Source organism: Phyllobacterium sp. P30BS-XVII (genome assembly GCF_014138335.1).
Lineage (GTDB): Bacteria > Pseudomonadota > Alphaproteobacteria > Rhizobiales > Rhizobiaceae > Phyllobacterium > Phyllobacterium meliloti.
Genome location: NZ_JACGXO010000003.1, coordinates 39,229 through 55,574, shown reverse-complemented (window position 1 = coordinate 55,574; position 16,346 = coordinate 39,229). Strand labels below are relative to the sequence as shown.

The 16,346-nt window shown below is 55.8% G+C and carries 13 protein-coding genes; 8 read left to right on the top strand and 5 right to left on the bottom strand.

Annotated features, from left to right (window positions below):
• Positions 1-118 precede the first annotated feature (118 nt).
• From parC to FHW17_RS09385, 4 genes are all read left to right on the top strand, one after another.
• On the top strand, positions 119-2,401 hold the full coding sequence (parC, locus tag FHW17_RS09400) for a DNA topoisomerase IV subunit A (protein WP_182509698.1): 2,283 nt from the start codon (positions 119-121) through the stop codon (positions 2,399-2,401).
• Between the two features lie 114 nt (positions 2,402-2,515).
• Positions 2,516-3,226 carry a TetR/AcrR family transcriptional regulator gene (locus tag FHW17_RS09395; RefSeq protein WP_113096060.1) on the top strand — a complete coding sequence of 237 codons (711 nt, stop codon included), beginning with the start codon at positions 2,516-2,518 and terminating at the stop codon, positions 3,224-3,226.
• A gap of 64 nt (positions 3,227-3,290) precedes the next feature.
• Positions 3,291-4,490 (top strand): efflux RND transporter periplasmic adaptor subunit, encoded by a 1,200-nt coding sequence (locus FHW17_RS09390; protein WP_182509697.1) that lies wholly within the window; start codon positions 3,291-3,293, stop codon positions 4,488-4,490.
• Positions 4,487-7,636, top strand: coding sequence for an efflux RND transporter permease subunit (locus tag FHW17_RS09385; protein WP_182509696.1), 3,150 nt, complete (start codon positions 4,487-4,489; stop codon positions 7,634-7,636). The genes FHW17_RS09390 and FHW17_RS09385 overlap by 4 nt, the downstream gene beginning before the upstream one ends.
• 7 nt (positions 7,637-7,643) lie before the next feature.
• On the opposite strand, the gene FHW17_RS09380 is transcribed toward FHW17_RS09385, so the two are convergent.
• The 5 genes from FHW17_RS09380 to hemB form a co-directional block, all read right to left on the bottom strand.
• Positions 7,644-8,543 (bottom strand): DMT family transporter, encoded by a 900-nt coding sequence (locus tag FHW17_RS09380; RefSeq protein WP_091883943.1) that lies wholly within the window; start codon positions 8,541-8,543, stop codon positions 7,644-7,646.
• 292 nt (positions 8,544-8,835) lie between these two features.
• Positions 8,836-9,582, bottom strand: a complete 747-nt coding sequence (locus tag FHW17_RS09375) for an arginyltransferase (RefSeq protein ID WP_112524052.1) — start codon at positions 9,580-9,582, stop codon at positions 8,836-8,838.
• A 529-nt stretch (positions 9,583-10,111) separates the two neighbouring features.
• Entirely contained in the window at positions 10,112-10,540 is a 429-nt protein-coding gene (locus FHW17_RS09370; RefSeq protein WP_112530067.1) for a hypothetical protein, read from the bottom strand.
• A gap of 48 nt (positions 10,541-10,588) precedes the next feature.
• Positions 10,589-11,059, bottom strand: a complete 471-nt coding sequence (locus FHW17_RS09365) for an RDD family protein (protein WP_113096056.1) — start codon at positions 11,057-11,059, stop codon at positions 10,589-10,591.
• Positions 11,060-11,200: 141 nt separating this feature from the next.
• Positions 11,201-12,238, bottom strand: coding sequence for a porphobilinogen synthase (gene hemB, locus FHW17_RS09360; RefSeq protein ID WP_113096055.1), 1,038 nt, complete (start codon positions 12,236-12,238; stop codon positions 11,201-11,203).
• Between the two features lie 172 nt (positions 12,239-12,410).
• On the opposite strand from hemB, the gene FHW17_RS09355 reads away from it, so the two are divergent.
• The 4 genes from FHW17_RS09355 (at position 12,411) to FHW17_RS09340 (ending at position 16,181) form a co-directional block, all read left to right on the top strand.
• Positions 12,411-13,466 (top strand): enoyl-CoA hydratase/isomerase family protein, encoded by a 1,056-nt coding sequence (locus FHW17_RS09355; RefSeq protein ID WP_113096054.1) that lies wholly within the window; start codon positions 12,411-12,413, stop codon positions 13,464-13,466.
• Positions 13,463-13,891, top strand: coding sequence for a DUF6163 family protein (locus FHW17_RS09350; RefSeq protein ID WP_112530075.1), 429 nt, complete (start codon positions 13,463-13,465; stop codon positions 13,889-13,891). Before FHW17_RS09355 ends, FHW17_RS09350 begins: the two co-directional genes overlap by 4 nt.
• A gap of 149 nt (positions 13,892-14,040) precedes the next feature.
• Positions 14,041-14,556 carry a winged helix DNA-binding protein gene (locus tag FHW17_RS09345; RefSeq protein WP_091883923.1) on the top strand — a complete coding sequence of 172 codons (516 nt, stop codon included), beginning with the start codon at positions 14,041-14,043 and terminating at the stop codon, positions 14,554-14,556.
• A 347-nt stretch (positions 14,557-14,903) separates the two neighbouring features.
• On the top strand, positions 14,904-16,181 hold the full coding sequence (locus FHW17_RS09340) for a L,D-transpeptidase family protein (RefSeq protein WP_112530077.1): 1,278 nt from the start codon (positions 14,904-14,906) through the stop codon (positions 16,179-16,181).
• Positions 16,182-16,346 lie beyond the last annotated feature (165 nt).

The following is a 16,346-nucleotide window of genomic DNA, read 5'->3' as shown; positions in this document are numbered from 1 at the left end:
CAGATTTGGCGGACGGAAGCAAGCCCCGCCTATTTTTTAGCCGTCACGAAGCGCAACAGGCTGTGATCTTGGCGAATCATTGCTTGCTCGCGATTCAGTGAGTTGATAACCCATTGACATGGGAAAAAGCCTGATTCCGCCAGACAATGGCGACGATAATGTTGAACCGGTTGATCTGAAGGCAGCGCTTGAACAGCGCTATCTTGCCTATGCGCTTTCGACGATCACAAACCGTGCCTTGCCTGACGTGCGTGACGGGCTGAAACCCGTTCATCGCAGAATTATGCATGCGATGCGTCTGCTGAGGCTTTCGCCTGATCAGTCCTATGCAAAATGCGCCCGTATCGTCGGTGAAGTGATGGGTAAATTCCATCCGCATGGCGACCAGTCGATCTATGATGCGCTGGTGCGCCTGTCGCAGGATTTTGCCGTGCGCTATCCTGTGGTCGACGGGCAGGGCAATTTCGGCAATATTGACGGCGATAACCCGGCCGCCATGCGTTACACCGAAGCGCGCATGACCGATGTCGCCATGCTGCTTCTGGAGGGGATCACCGAAGACGCGGTTGATTTTCGCCCGACCTATAATGATGAAGATGAAGAGCCGATTGTTCTTCCCGGCGCATTTCCAAATCTGCTGGCCAATGGCTCATCCGGCATTGCTGTTGGCATGGCCACATCGATCCCGCCGCACAATGTCTCGGAACTCTGCGCCGCCGCGTTGTATCTGATCAAGCATCCCGACGCGACGGTTGAAGATCTTGTTTCACTCGAAGAAGATGCGGCTGATCATACCAGGACCATGGTGCGCGGCCCGGATTTTCCGACTGGCGGCGTACTGGTCGAAAGCGCCGATGCCATTCTCGATGCCTACAAGACCGGACGGGGCGGGTTTCGCCTGCGTGCGCGCTGGGAGGTGGAGGATCAGGGACGCGGCACCTGGATCATCGTCATCACCGAAATTCCCTATCAGGTGCAAAAGTCGCGGCTGATCGAAAAAATCGCCGAATTGCTGATCGCCAAGAAGCTGCCGCTGCTTGACGATGTGCGCGACGAATCCACCGAAGACGTGCGCATCGTGCTCGAACCCAAGAGCCGCAGCGTCAATCCTGATATTCTGATGGAATCCCTGTTCAAGCTCTCCGAGCTTGAAACGCGCTTCCCGCTGAACATGAATGTGCTGACCAATGGCAAGGTGCCAAATGTCCTGTCCTTGAAGGACGTGCTCCAGCAATGGCTTGAGCACCGCAAGGACGTGCTCATTCGCCGTTCACGCCACCGGCTGGCGGAAATCGAGCGGCGTCTGGAAATTCTTGGCGGCTTTCTCATTGCCTATCTTAATCTCGATGAGGTGATCCGCATCATCCGCGAGGAGGATGAGCCGAAGCAGGAAATGATGGCCCGCTTCGGACTGACGGATGTTCAGGCTGAAGCTGTTCTCAATATGCGCCTGCGTTCACTGCGCAAGCTTGAGGAATTCGAAATCCGCAAGGAATTCGACGGGTTGACCGCCGAAAAGGGCGAAATCGAGCAATTGCTGGCCTCCGACACCAAGCAGTGGCAGACCATTTCCTGGCAGATCGCTGAAATGCAGAAGAAATATGCGGCAGATACGCCTCTGGGCAAGCGTCGCACGACCTTTGCCGATGCGCCGCAGCATGATCTGACCGACATGCACCACGCCATGATCGAGAAGGAGCCGGTTACGGTTGTCGTCTCGGAAAAAGGCTGGTTGCGCGCCATGAAGGGCCATCTGCCTGATTTTGCGGCCCTGACCTTCAAGGAAGGCGACAAGCTGAAACTGGCGTTCCATGCGGAAACCACCGACAGGATTCTTGTCCTGACCACCGGCGGCAAGTTCTACACCATTGGCGCGAACAGCCTGCCGGGCGGGCGCGGTCATGGCGAGCCTATCCGTATCATCGTCGATATGGAGAACGATCAGGATATCGTCACGGCCTTCGTCCACAATCCCGGACGCCAATTGCTCCTGTCATCCCATGACGGTAATGGCTTCCTTGTGCCAGAGGCTGATGTCATGGCCAATACCCGCAAGGGCAGGCAGGTGATGAACGTCAAGGCGCCGGATGAGGCACGCCATTGTGTTCCCGTGACCGGTGATAGCGTCGCCATTGTTGGTGAAAACCGCAAGATGCTGGTGTTCCCGCTGTCGGAAATCCCGGAGCTTGGCCGTGGCAAGGGCGTACGCCTGCAGCGCTACAAGGATGGCGGTGTATCCGACATCCGGGTTTTTGCCATGGAGCAGGGGCTGACATGGCAGGATGCAGCTGACCGTACCTTCACGCGCAGCAAGGATGAACTGATCGAGTGGATCGGTCCGCGTGCTTCCGCTGGCCGTATGGTGCCGAAGGGTTTCCCGCGCTCGGGCAAGTTCTCCTGACACGCAATTTGCCGGTTGATTGAAAATATAAACGAGAACGTTCATTCTCGTATTGACGATGATTGCGTTTCGCTATAAACGAGAACGAACATTCGCTCTTTTTTGTGGTGCCGCATGGTTGATGACATTCTCCCAAGACCGACCGGGCGCCTTGCCGATGAGAAATCGGACAGGGAGAGCGGCTGTTTTGTCACCAAACTCTTCGGCAAACGGGCGCAGAACCGCGAAGTTCAGGAAGCGCGCATTCTGGAAGCGGCGACTACCTGTTTTGTTCGGGCAGGGTTTCACGGCGCGTCCATGAATGACATCTGCTCCGAAGCGGGCATGAGCCCCGGCGCGCTTTACCGTTACTTCCCTTCGAAAGAGTCGATTATCGAGACCATTGTCGCGGCCCACCGCAAGGCTAGCGCCGAAATTCTCGATCGTATGAGCGCATACGACAACATCATCGACGCCTTGGTGATGGTTGGAATGGAACATATCCACCAAAAATCGGCGACCAGCACCGGCGATGGTGTTGGTGATGCAAATGCCCGGATTTTCGCGGAAATACGGGCCGAGGCCATCCGCAACGAAGCCGTTGCTGCCCAGTGCGAGCTTTATGAAGGGCAGATGCGCGAACAGCTTCTGTCGGCCATCAGCGCTGCCAAGAATCGCGGCGAGATTGATCCCATTGGCGATCTTGGCCTCGTTGCAGCAACGCTTGCTGCCATGGGCGAGGGCGTGATCATGCGGAATTTTCCGGCACAGGGTGTGCCTGTCGAAGCGCTGGAACCGATGTTCCGGGCGCTCGCCGTGGCGATTTTGCGCCCGGTAAAAGCATAAAACATACGCATAAAATTACTGAACTACCGATCCCGGCAAATACCTCTTTTGATCAGGTCATCCGATGCGCAACCGCCGCAACAAAGTTCTGACACCTATCGTTCTGGCCCTTGGCCTGTCGTCCATGCTCGTCTCAGGCGCTTTCGCCGATGATGCATTGGTGCAGAGGGTCAAGCCGCCTGTCATCAATGTCATCCCGGCCGCCGAGGGCGAGATGGTCGCAAGCATCACCGTCACGGGCACAATCGTTCCCCGGCAGGAAGTTGCCGTTGGAACCGATGTCGCCGGGCTGATCGTGCTTGAGCTTGGCGCCGATCAGGGCGACTTTGTAAAGGAGGGCGAGATCATTGCCCGCCTCGACAAGTCATCCCTCGAAATCCAGTTGGCACAGATTGAGGCGCAGCGGGCACAGGCTGAGGCATCCATTGCCCAGTCTGAAGCGCAGATTGTTGACGCGCAGATCGCTGTCCGGCAGGCGCAGGAGGCGCTGGACCGTGCCCGCGCGCTATCTGCCAAGGGGATCACCTCCAAGGCCGACTTCGACAACGCCACCAATGCCCATGACAGCGCCAATGCCCGGCTCAACACCTCCCGGCAGGCGCTGGTTGCCAGCCAGTCGCAGCTGCAACTGGTGGCTGCACAAAAACGCGATGTCCTGCTGCGGATTGAGAAAGCTGATGTAAAAGCGCCAACCTCAGGCGTGGTCCTCAGCCGCAATGCATTGCTCGGCGGTATCGTGTCGATGAATGCCGGTCCCTTGTTCCGCATTGCCCGCGACAATGAATTTGAGCTTTCCGCCAACATTCCTGAAGTTGACCTGCCGCGCCTCAAGCCTGACATGCCCGTATCCGTGCGCGTTTCCGGCATGGAGCAGCCAGTCAGCGGTCATGTGCGTTTGATCTCACCCGAAATCACGGCCAGTTCGCGTCTTGGCGCAGTCAAGATTTCACTTGAGCGCAATGAAGCAATCCGCCCCGGCAATTTTGCCCGCGCTGTCATTGAATTGACCCGGCGCAACGGCGTCAATGTTCCGCTTTCCGCAGTGGTATATCGTGGCTCCACATCATTCGTACAGGTGGTGAAGGACGATGTTGTCGATACGCGCAAGGTGACGCTCGGTATCCGCAGTGATCGCGCGGTTGAAGTGCTTGACGGTCTTGCCCGTGGCGAAGATGTGGTGGCGCGTGCCGGCACCTTTGTTGCCAATGGCGACCGCGTCACCCCGGTTCGTATCACCAATGAAACGACGGGGGCGGTCAAATGAACTGGAACATTTCCGCCTGGTCGATCCGTAATCCGGTTCCGTCAATCCTGCTTTTCGTTGTGCTGATGGTTCTGGGGCTGATGAGCTTTGCCAAGCTGCCCATTACCCGCTTTCCCAATATCGATGTGCCGCTGATTTCCGTGGCCGTCACCGATCCCGGCGTTGCGCCGAGCGAGCTTGAAACCCAGATCGCCAAGCGGGTTGAAGACTCTGTTGCCAATATCACCGGCGTGAAGAATGTTATCACCACGCTGACCGAGGGCAGTTCCACCACACTGGTCGAGTTCCGCCTTGAAGTGGATACGCAAAAGGCATTGAACGACGTCAAGGACGCCGTCACCCGCATCCGCAGCGATCTGCCTGCGACGATCAAGGAGCCTATTGTCAGCTCCGTGGATGTGGAAGGTTCCGCCATTCTGACCTATGCGGTTTCTGCGCCGACCATGACATCGGAAGAATTATCCTGGTTCGTGGATGACAAGATTCTGCGCGACATTCAGGGTGTAAAAGGTGTTGGCCGTGTAGAACGCTATGGTGGTGTGACGCGCGAAATCCGTGTCTCGCTTGATCCTGATCGCCTGACAGCGCTGGGTGTAACAGCCTCCGATGTCAACCGCGCCTTGAAATCCATGAATGCCGATCTGACAGGCGGGCGCGGTGATCTCGGCTCAACACAGCAGACCATCCGCACGCTTGGCGCCTCCCGCTCACTTGATGATCTGCGCGCCGTGGAAATACCTCTTGCCGGTGGCCGTTCCGTGCGGCTTGATGCCATCGGTACTGTTACCGATGCGTTTCAGGAGCCCAAATCTTTTGCCCGTATGAACAACCAGACCGTTGTGTCGCTTGGCGTGTTCCGCGCCAAGGGTGCCAGCGATGCTGACGTCTTCAAGCGGGTTCAGGATCGTATGGACCTGTTGAAGCAGAAATATCCCGATACGCGCTTCAACATCATCGATAATGCGGTCAATTATACCTATGGCAATTATGAAGCGGCGATGAGTTCGCTTGTCGAAGGTGCGCTTCTGTCGATTGTCGTGGTGTTCCTGTTCCTGCGTAATATCCGCGCCACGCTGATTGCGGCGGTCGCGCTGCCGCTATCTGCCATTCCCACATTCTGGGCTATCGATATGCTCGGGTTCTCGCTGAACCTGATCAGCCTGCTCGGTATCACGCTGGTGACGGGTATTCTCGTCGATGATGCCATCGTGGAGATCGAGAACATTGTCCGGCACATGCGTTCAGGCAAATCGCCCTATCGCGCGTCGCTTGAGGCGGCGGATGAAATCGGGCTTGCGGTTATCGCGATTTCCGTAACGATCATCGCCGTCTTTGCACCCGTCAGCTTCATGAGCGGTATTGCCGGGCAATATTTCAAACAGTTTGGCCTGACTGTTGCTGTCGCCGTGTTTTTCTCGCTGCTAGTGGCGCGTCTGATTACACCCATGATGACGGCCTATCTCCTGCGCGACGGCAAAAATCTGCATCATGAGGAAAACACCGGCGGCTGGGTTGGTGCCTATACCCGCTTCCTTGGTGTGACGCTGCGTTATCGCTGGTTAACGCTGATCAGCGGTGTGCTGCTGTTCGCCACGGCCATCTGGGCTATGGGCTTCCTGCCATCGGGTTTCGTGCCACCACAGGATGAAGCACGCGTTGCCGTCAATCTGGAATTGACACCGGGCTCTCCCATCGATGAGACGCGCCGCGTCACCGACGAAGCCGCAAACCGCGTCCGGGAAATTCCCGAGGTTCAACAGACCTACGTCGTTGGTGGATCGTCACCAAAAGGTGAGGTGGATACCCGCCGCGCCACGATGATCGTCAAGCTTAGTCACAAGAGCGAGCGCAGCCGTACCCAGAAGCAGATTGAAGTTGATATCTTCAACAAGCTTTCGGAAGTTCCTGATTTGCGTGCCAATTTCGTCAATGATCGCGGCGAGCGGGAGTTTGCTATCGGCGTTATCGGCACGGATGGTCAAAAGGTCAGTGAACAGGCGCGCGCCATGCAGAGCGCCATGATGGCAACCGGGAGCTTTCAGGCCGTGTCATCAAGTGCAGCACTGGATCGCCCCGAAATTATTGTTACGCCGCGCATGGACAAGCTGGCCGAACTTGGCCTGTCTACATCAGGCGTTTCCGATGCCCTTCGGGTGGCAACACTCGGTGATCTCGATGCCAATCTGGCGAAATATACGGTTGGCGACCGGCAGATCCCGATCCGGGTTCAGCTGACGGAAGAGTCGCGGCGTGACCTTACCGTGCTGAACACGCTTACAGTCACCGCTCCATCGGGTGTCGTGGTGCCGCTGGCCTCTATTGCGCAGGTCAGTTTTGGCCAGGGACCGTCGTCGATTGAGCGCTTCAACCGTGAACGCCGTGTCGTTGTCGGTGCCAATATGGCTGGAGGCAAGGAGATCGGCGAGGGGCTTTCCATCGTCAAAAGCCTACCGCCGGTCAAAACCATGCCGGACGGTGTGCGCATTCAGGAAACCGGTGACGCGGAAGTCATGGGCGAAGTCTTTGCCGGGTTCCGCGATGCCATGATCATGGGGCTGATGCTGGTGTTTGTGGTGCTGATCCTGCTGTTCGGCAGTATCTTCCACGCCTTCACCATTCTGATGTCGCTGCCGCTATCGATTGCCGGTGTGGCCGCCGCCTTGCTGCTCACCAATAACTCTGTCTCCATGGCTGTTGTCATCGGTATTCTGATGCTGATGGGTATTGTCACCAAGAACGCCATCATGCTCGTGGATTTTGCTATTGAAGAGGTGAAACACGGTATCCCGCGCAATGAGGCTATCATCGATGCCGGTCGCAAGCGTGTCCGTCCGATTGTCATGACGACGATTGCCATGTCCGCTGGCATGATCCCGGCAGCACTGGCCTTTGGTGATGGCGGTGAATTCCGTGCGCCGATGGCTATCGCGGTGATCGGCGGTCTCTTGATCTCTACCGTGCTGTCGCTGGTGTTCGTGCCGTCCTTCTATACGATCATGGATGATCTCAGCCGTTGGATGGCCCGCGCGTTCCATTGGGGCTTCCGTCCGAACAAGCCGGATGAACCCGCAACCGCTGCACCCCATGGCGTGCGTACGGTGCCAGCCTATCCGGCACCGGGCTTTGCCAGTGAAGCCGCTGAATAGGCTTAAGTCAGATCGGGTGGCGGATTGCCGCCATCCGTGACCGCTTGCGGGCGCTGCGCATCTGCCAGATCGAATGGCTGACAAGCGCGGTAATGATAATGATGCCACCCAGCAGGGTAGGATCACTGGGCCGCTCGGCAAAAACCAGCCAGACCCAGATCGGCGCAAGCACCGTTTCCAGAAGATAGAACATCGCCACTTCAGGTCCGGACAGGTATCGCGGCCCCGTGGCAAGGCAGGCAAAGGCGATGGTCGTTACCACCGCACCGTTGAAGATGATCCATCCGGGTGCGGCAACGGAAAACCCATGCTGGGACACCATGAAAATCGCAACAGACATCGGTAGGATGGTGCCGATGATCGCGGCAAAGCTCATATCCTTCTTCGAAGCGCGGGTGACGGTAATGGCCGAGGCAAGGAAGAAGGTCGAAAGCAGCGCGATGATGTTGCCGAAAAGATGTCCCGATGACAGGCCTTCACGCACGATGATCCCGACACCGATCAGCATGAAAAACATGGCGACGAAGGTCGCGGTTTTCGGGCGTTCTTTCAGGAATATCCAGGAGAGCAGCGCGGCGAACACCGTATTGAACGCCAGAATAAACACGAGATTGGCGGTCGATGTGTTGTAAACGGCGATCATGAAAAAGATGGAGCCCATACCGTAAAGCCCGGCAACCGCAACGCCGATGCGCCCCGGAATGAGCGTTCTGACCTTGCCGGTGGCAATGCTCCACACCGCCCAGATGATCATGGCGCAGAGGAAGGTCGTACCGCTGCGCAGGAGCAGCGTCGACCAGGTTTCACCCTGACCAAGACGCAGAAGCGGTATATCGACGGAGAGTATTAACCCGCCAATACCCGTAATCAGCAGGCCCTTGCGGTGATCAAGATGCGGTTGGGACATTTCCTCAGGGCTTTCCAAGTCTTTTTATTGTTCTAAGCCGCAGGGTTTAGCTGGAAGAACAATCTTATTCCAGCGCGCGCATTTATAAATCTGATTGCGTGTTGAGGGATGTGTGCATTTCCGTGGTTCGACAAGCTCACCATGAGGGAGAGTGGTGCGTGCAGGGAGTCTAGTTCTGCAACTTTGGAGATTATCGTTGCATCCACACTCTCCCTCATGGTGAGCTTGTCGAACCACGAACCACGAAGTTGCAAGCTTAACGCGTGGAGCAACACACAATCAGAAACCCCGATTATTCACGGCGTTCCCAGCCTTTTGGCCCGAGATGCTCCTGCGGCTTATAGCGGATCTTGTATTGCATCTTGCGCGAGCCCTCGACCCAATAACCGAGATAGACGTGCGGCAGGCCCGCGGCGGCAGCGCGCTGGATGTGATCGAGAATCATGAACGTGCCAAGCGAGCGGTCGGCGTAGTCAGGGTTAAAGAACGAATAGACCATGGACAATCCGTCGCCCATAATGTCGGTCAGCGCCACGGCAATCAGTTCGCCTTCACCCTTCTTGGTGATGAAGGAATCCGGTCCACGGCGGCGATATTCGATGATCTGGGTCGGAACATGTGTATCCTCGACCATCATCGCATAGTCGAGCACGGTCATCTCTGACATGCCGCCCTTGTTGTGGCGTGCGTCAAGATAACGGCGGAACAGCGTATATTGCTCGGTGGAAGGTTCTGCCTGATGAATATTGCCGATCAGGTCCCGGTTATGATTCCAGACGCGGCGCATCGACTTTTCCTGCTTGAACTCTCCAGCAAGGATTCGCACCGAAACACAGGCCCGGCAATTCTCGCATGCCGGACGATAGGCAATGTTCTGGGAACGGCGAAAACCACCCTGAGTCAGGAGATCATTCAGCTCACTCGCGCGTCCGCCCACCAGATGCGTAAAAACCTTGCGCTCCAGTTGCCCTTCCAGATACGGACAGGGCGAGGGTGCTGTCAGGAAAAACTGCGGTGATTGCTGCGGTTGATGCGTCATTCGTTATCCTGGACCAGTCTGCAACTCCTATAGAATCGTAAGACCACCAAAAACGTCAATTCAATTATATTGTATTCAAGTGTGAATGTCGCGGGTTTCGGTGCAAAGCACACTGGTTGGTCGTTGATGGTTCGTGGTTCGTGGTTCGACAAGCTCACCATGAGGGAGAGGGGTGATGCAAGGGAGTCAAGTTCTGCAACTTTGGTGATCTGTAACCTTTATGATCAGCAATTGTTGGCGATTAGCCTTGCATCCACCCAAGCCCCTCATGGTGAGCTTCCTGAGCTTGTCGAAGGGCGAACCACGAACCAAGCAGCGGTGGTGCTCACCCCCCTCTGCCCTGTCGGGCATCTCCCCCACAAGGGGGGAGATCACATTGGCATCAACGCCTTTGCACAGCCGGAAATGTTTCAGATTGTGCAAAGGCGTCAATACAGCTGATCTCCCCCCTTGTGGGGGAGATGTCCGACAGGACAGAGGGGGGTGATGAACTCGGGTGCAGAACTACCGCGCAACACATCCCCTGTTATCAATCGCGCTCATCGTCGGCATGATAGCATGGCTCGCCATTCCACGAATGGCTTGGGGCATCATCCTTGCCGTCCACCTGATTGCCCCAGCGCGCCCTGAAGGAACGGTAATCATTGGAAAAATGGACGGCCAGCAGACCGGAGCCATATTTATCGGTCCAGATAAGATTATGGACGGTTCCGGGTGTGACAATCTTCTCGGTGAGCGTTCCGATGAACAGGCCATCGGGTGCCTCGATCTGATATGTTCCGGAAACACGGCCGTCGCGATCAACATTCAGAACGGTGATAACGTCCCGATAGTCGCCATTGGAAATGACCTCGCCGCAAAACCGTCCAGCGGGTGATGCGGCCAGGCTGGTGGCGATACCAAAACCATAGAATAGGAACGCCATTGCGGCGAAGGCGGTGAGCCTGAGATGTGTCATTGATATGGCCGGTAAATGAAGAGGGCTCCCTGTCAGGAGCCCTCAAGATCAATTATATGCGCGTACGACAACCGTACCGAGAAGAAGGTCGTGGACCGTACGTTTACGGTCCAGAACGAATGTTGCAAGCAGAATGAGCGGTGTCAGCACCACATTCAGACCCCAGAACAGAACCGTATGGACAATGGCAAACAGGCCGTCGACCTTCTGGCCGTCGAGGCGCTCCAGTTTCAGGCCCATCATCTGCATGCCCTTGGTTGCCTGACGTGGTCCGCCAAGCGTCGTCGCCACATAGGCGAGCGCCACGGCGGGGAACATGATGCCGTAGAGCATCCATCCAAGGCCAAGCGTTGCAACACCGAGAATGGCGATGACGATCGCCACGGGGATGCAGAGGAAAAACACGATAACATAATCCATCAGGAACGCGAAAACGCGGCTGGACCGCACGCCCTGATACATCCGCCAGTCATCCAGGCGGTTGGTGATTATTTCGCCGTCAAGCGCGCTCGTATTCATTTTGTTTCCTGTTTCAAACACACGGACATAGTGCCGTGCTGCTCAACGTGGGAACTCTAGAATAGAAATTCAAGGAACATTTTTGATGTTTTCAATCAGAAACCACCCACAACCAATGAACCGCCCGCAACAGAACGCAATCTAAAGTCCGGCCTTCAAACGCTCCGCAACGATGGGTGCGAAATAGGTCAGGATGCCGTCACAACCGGCGCGTTTGAACGCCAGCAGGGTTTCCATCATCACCCGTTCCTCATCGATCCAGCCATTGGCACCGGCTGCCTTGATCATCGCGTATTCGCCCGACACCTGATAGGCGAATGTCGGCACGGAGAACGTTTCCTTCAGGCGATGAATGATATCGAGATAGGGCAGGCCCGGCTTGACCATCAGCGAATCCGCGCCCTCAGCCAGATCCTGCTCTGCCTCGCGGATGGCCTCATCCGTGTTGGCAGGATCAATGTAATAGGTCTTCTTGTCGCCCTTCAAGCGCCCTGACGTACCGATGGCTTCCCGGTAAGGGCCATAAAAGGCCGAAGCGAATTTCGTGGCGTAAGCCATAACAGCCACATCCTGAAAACCATTCTGATCAAGCGCTTCGCGGATAGCACCGATGCGGCCATCCATCATATCGGATGGAGCAATAATGTCGGCGCCCGCTGCTGCCTGCAACACTGCGCCGCGGGTGATCTGAGCCACCGTCTCGTCATTGACGATGATGCCGTCGCGCAAAATGCCGTCATGGCCGTGACTGGTGAACGGATCAAGCGCCACATCGGTGATCATGCCAATCTCCGGCACCGCATCCTTGATGGCGCGGGTGGCGCGATTGATCAGGTTATCGGCATCGAGAATACCGGAACCCGTTTCATCGCGTAGGGCAGGATCAATATTGGCAAAGGTTGCGATAGCCGGAATACCGAGCTTGGCAGCCCGTTCTGCTTCACGCGCGGCCATATCCACAGAAAAACGCTGCACGCCGGGCATGGCGGCAATGTCTTCGCGGCGGTTTGTTCCCTCACACAGGAAGATCGGCCAGATCAGGTCATTCACCGTCAGCTGGTTTTCCTGCACCAGACGGCGCGACCAATCAGCCTTGCGCATACGGCGCAAACGCCGGCTTTGCGTGATTTCATCAACTGTCCGGCCTGTACTGGCGTGAAAAGGAGAAACTTTATTCATGATGGCTGCCTTATCCGCAGGTGCGGAGCTTCTTCTGTTGTTTGGAATAGTTTTAATCAGAATGGTTTTAACAGGCTTCACTCCGTGGACCAAGATGTCTGGCACAAGATGTGATCCATTGACGCGGTATGCAGGAGTTTCCTAACGTCAAACAATGAATAAGGAGGGGCGCATGGAAATCGATTTTGGCGGCAAAGGCGAGATAGCGTTCGAAATCCGGGGGAAGGCTGGCCTAGTCAGGTTGACGCGCCCTAAGGCACTCAATGCGCTTACGCCCATTATGGTCAGGGCGCTGTCCCGCGCCTTGCATGCCTGGGCCGTTGATCCTGATATTGCCTGTGTCATTCTTGAAGGCGAGGGCCGCGCCTTTTGCGCAGGCGGCGATATTCTCGCCGTCTATCATGCGGGCAAGGCCGGAAAGCCGCTCTATGAGTTCTTTTATGACGAATACCGGCTCAACGCCTTTATCCGGCACTTTCCAAAACCCTATATTTCGCTGATAGACGGTATTGTCATGGGTGGAGGGGTTGGTATTTCCGTGCATGGATCGCACCGGATCGTCACCGAAAATGTCATGTTTGCCATGCCGGAAGTCGGAATCGGTTTCTTTCCCGATGTTGGCGGCAGCGCCTTCCTTCCGCATCTGCCTGAACATTTCGGCACCTATCTTGCTCTGACAGGCAACCGCATCCGGCAGGGGGATTGCCTGCAAAGCGGCATTGCCACCCACGCGATCCACGCCGCCGACAAGGAGGCTGTTCGCCATGCCTTGATCGAAACCGGCGACCCGGCGGAGGCCCTGCGCGATAAAACTATCAATCCGGACTATGAAACCAGCGAGAAAATACGCGATATGATCGGCGTTCTGTTCGATTCGCAAACGCTTGGCGGCTGTCTTATCCGTCTTGCCGCCGCCGGGGTGAACGGAAACGAGGATGCGCAACGGGTTCTGGATATCGTCAAGGCACGTTCTCCCACCAGCCTGCATGTGACGTTCAGGCAGATCGAAGAAGGACGTGATCTCGATATGGATCAATGTATGCAGATGGAATACCGGATTCTTTCGCGAATGCTTGAGAGTAATGATTTCTATGAAGGTATCCGCGCCCTGCTTGTAGACAAGGACAATGCGCCTGTCTGGCAGCCTGCAACGCTTGAAGATGTCACCCCTGAGATGATTGACGCCTATTTTGCGCCGCTGGGCGAGCGGGAACTGCAGCTTACATGATCGAAAAGCCGACGCATCTGCCATTCGATTCGACCTTGGCGCAAACAGGCTTTGTCTGGTTGCTGCGGCTGGTTTCGATCTATTGCCTCGTGGCAGGGGTTGGCTACTGGGTGCAGATCATGGGCTATTATGAGGGGCTGCTCTGGCGCTTTGATCTGATGCCGTGGCAGTGGAAGGTCGCGTCGGTATCGCTGGCCATGCTGTTCCCGGTTGCCTCGACAGGTCTGTGGATGATGGTTTCCTGGGGCCCGGTCATCTGGTTCGTGGCTGCTGCTGGCGAAACATTGATGTTCACCGTCTTCTGGGAATATTTTTATTACAAGCCTGCGATCGCGGTCATTCATTGCAGCGTGGCCGTGCTTTATATCGCCTTTCGCATCGTGCTTTTCCTGCAAAAACGCCAGCAGGCCAAACCCCAGCGCTGAGGCGCGGGTAAGTCTTCATTAAGCCTGAAATTGCATTGGTCGCGGTAAGGTACTGTTAAGTCTGAGTTTTAATTCGAATTTTATGCGTATTCGATAGTGTTGCCTCAACGGTGAGAAAAATACACCGAAACAACAGTGAGGCACGTATTATGAACAACATACAGAGAAAGTCTGGCACGACCACGCATGCCACCGTCAATGACACAGCATTGCGGACTCTTTATCTTGAAGCACTTCAGTTGGTCGAACGTTTGCATCGTCGTTTACTTGACGTTGTGAAAGATGAATTCGACCGCAACGGGCGCAGCGACATCAACGCCATTCAGGCATTGCTGCTTTTCAACATCGGCAATGCTGAATTGACTGCCGGTGAACTGCGCAGCCGTGGTTACTATCTGGGTTCGAACGTTTCCTACAATCTGAAGAAACTGGTCGAACTCGGCTTTATCTCCCATGAGCGTTCACGCACCGACCGTCGTTCGGTCCGCGTCAGCCTGACGGAGAAGGGCAATGAGGTGGCGGAACTCGTCGCAGGTCTTTATGAGCGTCATGTGGCTTCGATCGAACATGTCGGTGGCATCAAGGCAGAAGAATTCCAGTCGATGAACAAGGCGTTACAGCGTCTTGATCGCTTCTGGAACGATACAATCGCCTACCGCATGTAATATCGACTGCAATCTGCAAGACAAAAGCCCGGCTTCGCTCTTTGAGCAGTTTCAAAACTGCTCTGGCGAAGGCGGGCTTTGCTGCGTTGGGCCTTGCCAAACGGCCCAAAAGTCATCAATCCGCCATAATGCCGTGGAAAGGCGTTTGAAGTATTCCATAATTCAGTGAAGCTTAAATATTGGCTCCGCATGGGCTGATTAGCGTTTGAACCATCACGATTACGCTATCGGTGCGAAAGTTGCTGTTTGTTAAGGGTGTTCCTGATAATTTTGGAAACCATAATCTGCTTTCTGCGTTATTGGGCGGCAGGTTGGCTGCGACGTTTTCAATTGGGTTGGGCAATACTATGAAGAAACTAGGATCATCAGGGCTTGATCGCCGCACATTCCTCACCGGAGTGGCAACTGCTGGTTTGGCTGCTATCTCATCATCTGCATGGGCGGATGATCCGGCAATCAATGATATTCTGGCTTCTCCACGCCGCGGCAATTGGGATGATCAGTTTGATGCGCGCTCCAGCGCCCATGCCAAGGTTGCAAGTTTCCAGCCGATCGCCAGCCCCGAGACGGTTTCCTTCATTGAATCCGCTATCAACACCTACAGTCAGATTGTCGCCAATGGCGGCTGGCCGAATGTGCCAATTACCACCAAGCTGCAACTTGGCGTAGTCGATCCGACAGTTCCTGCCTTGCGCAAGCGCCTGATGGTATCGGGCGATCTTTCCGAAAGCGCTGGTCTTTCCACATCATTCGACACCTATGTCGATGCGGCGGTAAAGCGGTTCCAGGCTCGTCATGGTCTGCCTGCCGATGGTGTCATGGGCCAGTTCACCATTGCCGCCCTGAACATTCCGGCCAATATCCGCCTTGGCCAGTTGCAGACCAATCTGGAGCGCGTGCGCACCTTGGCCGCTGCAAATCAGGGCAGCCGCTATGTCATGGTCAATATTCCGGCAGCGCAGATCGAAGCCGTTGAAGGCGGCCGCGTCGTGCAGCGCCATACGGCCATCGTCGGCAAGATCGACCGCCAGACGCCGATTCTCGACTCCAAGATTTCCGAAGTCATTCTTAATCCTTACTGGACGGCGCCAAAGTCGATCATTCAGAAGGATATTATCCCGCTGATGCGCAAGGACCCGACTTATCTGACGCGCAACAAGATCCGCCTGTTCAACGAGCAGCGTCAGGAAGTGCCACCGGAAAGCGTCGACTGGAATACGGATGATGCGGTCAAGCTGATGTTCCGTCAGGACCCAGGCAAGATCAACGCCATGTCCTCGACGAAAATCAACTTCGCCAACCCTTACGCTGTCTACATGCACGACACGCCGCAGCAGGGCAATTTCAACAAGCTCATGCGTTTCGATTCGTCGGGCTGTGTGCGCGTGCAGAACGTGCGTGACCTCAATGTCTGGCTGTTGCGCAGCACGCCGGGCTGGGATCGTCAGACCATGGATGCGACAATCAAGTCAGGCGTCAACACGCCGATTGCCGTTGCCGATCCGGTTCCGCTGCACTTCGTTTATGTCAGCGCCTGGTCAACCGGCGATGGTGTTGTCCAGCTGCGCGATGATATTTATGAGCGCGATGGCCAGCAGGCACTGTCGATCGGCACGAATACCTGATCGTTCACGTCAGATCGCAGGATTTCGAAAAGGCCGCCTTCGGGCGGTCTTTTTGCATTTGAATGGTGGATGGCGGTTTCGGGCTAATGCTTTTCGTCCACCGGCCATTGGCCTTGACCGTTTAAGTATGATAATGCGCCGGAATACCTACTCACTTAAGACAAA

Bases quoted from the DNA above. Each gene is read 5' to 3' on its own strand.
- FHW17_RS09340 (WP_112530077.1), top strand. From the start codon at position 14,904: ATGAAGAAACTAGGATCATCAGGGCTTGATCGCCGCACATTCCTCACC.
- FHW17_RS09370 (WP_112530067.1), bottom strand. From the start codon at position 10,540: ATGACACATCTCAGGCTCACCGCCTTCGCCGCAATGGCGTTCCTATTC.
- FHW17_RS09350 (WP_112530075.1), top strand. From the start codon at position 13,463: ATGATCGAAAAGCCGACGCATCTGCCATTCGATTCGACCTTGGCGCAA.
- FHW17_RS09365 (WP_113096056.1), bottom strand. From the start codon at position 11,059: ATGAATACGAGCGCGCTTGACGGCGAAATAATCACCAACCGCCTGGAT.
- FHW17_RS09380 (WP_091883943.1), bottom strand. From the start codon at position 8,543: ATGTCCCAACCGCATCTTGATCACCGCAAGGGCCTGCTGATTACGGGT.
- FHW17_RS09390 (WP_182509697.1), top strand. From the start codon at position 3,291: ATGCGCAACCGCCGCAACAAAGTTCTGACACCTATCGTTCTGGCCCTT.
- FHW17_RS09375 (WP_112524052.1), bottom strand. From the start codon at position 9,582: ATGACGCATCAACCGCAGCAATCACCGCAGTTTTTCCTGACAGCACCC.
- parC (WP_182509698.1), top strand. From the start codon at position 119: ATGGGAAAAAGCCTGATTCCGCCAGACAATGGCGACGATAATGTTGAA.
- FHW17_RS09395 (WP_113096060.1), top strand. From the start codon at position 2,516: ATGGTTGATGACATTCTCCCAAGACCGACCGGGCGCCTTGCCGATGAG.
- hemB (WP_113096055.1), bottom strand. From the start codon at position 12,238: ATGAATAAAGTTTCTCCTTTTCACGCCAGTACAGGCCGGACAGTTGAT.
- FHW17_RS09345 (WP_091883923.1), top strand. From the start codon at position 14,041: ATGAACAACATACAGAGAAAGTCTGGCACGACCACGCATGCCACCGTC.
- FHW17_RS09385 (WP_182509696.1), top strand. From the start codon at position 4,487: ATGAACTGGAACATTTCCGCCTGGTCGATCCGTAATCCGGTTCCGTCA.
- FHW17_RS09355 (WP_113096054.1), top strand. From the start codon at position 12,411: ATGGAAATCGATTTTGGCGGCAAAGGCGAGATAGCGTTCGAAATCCGG.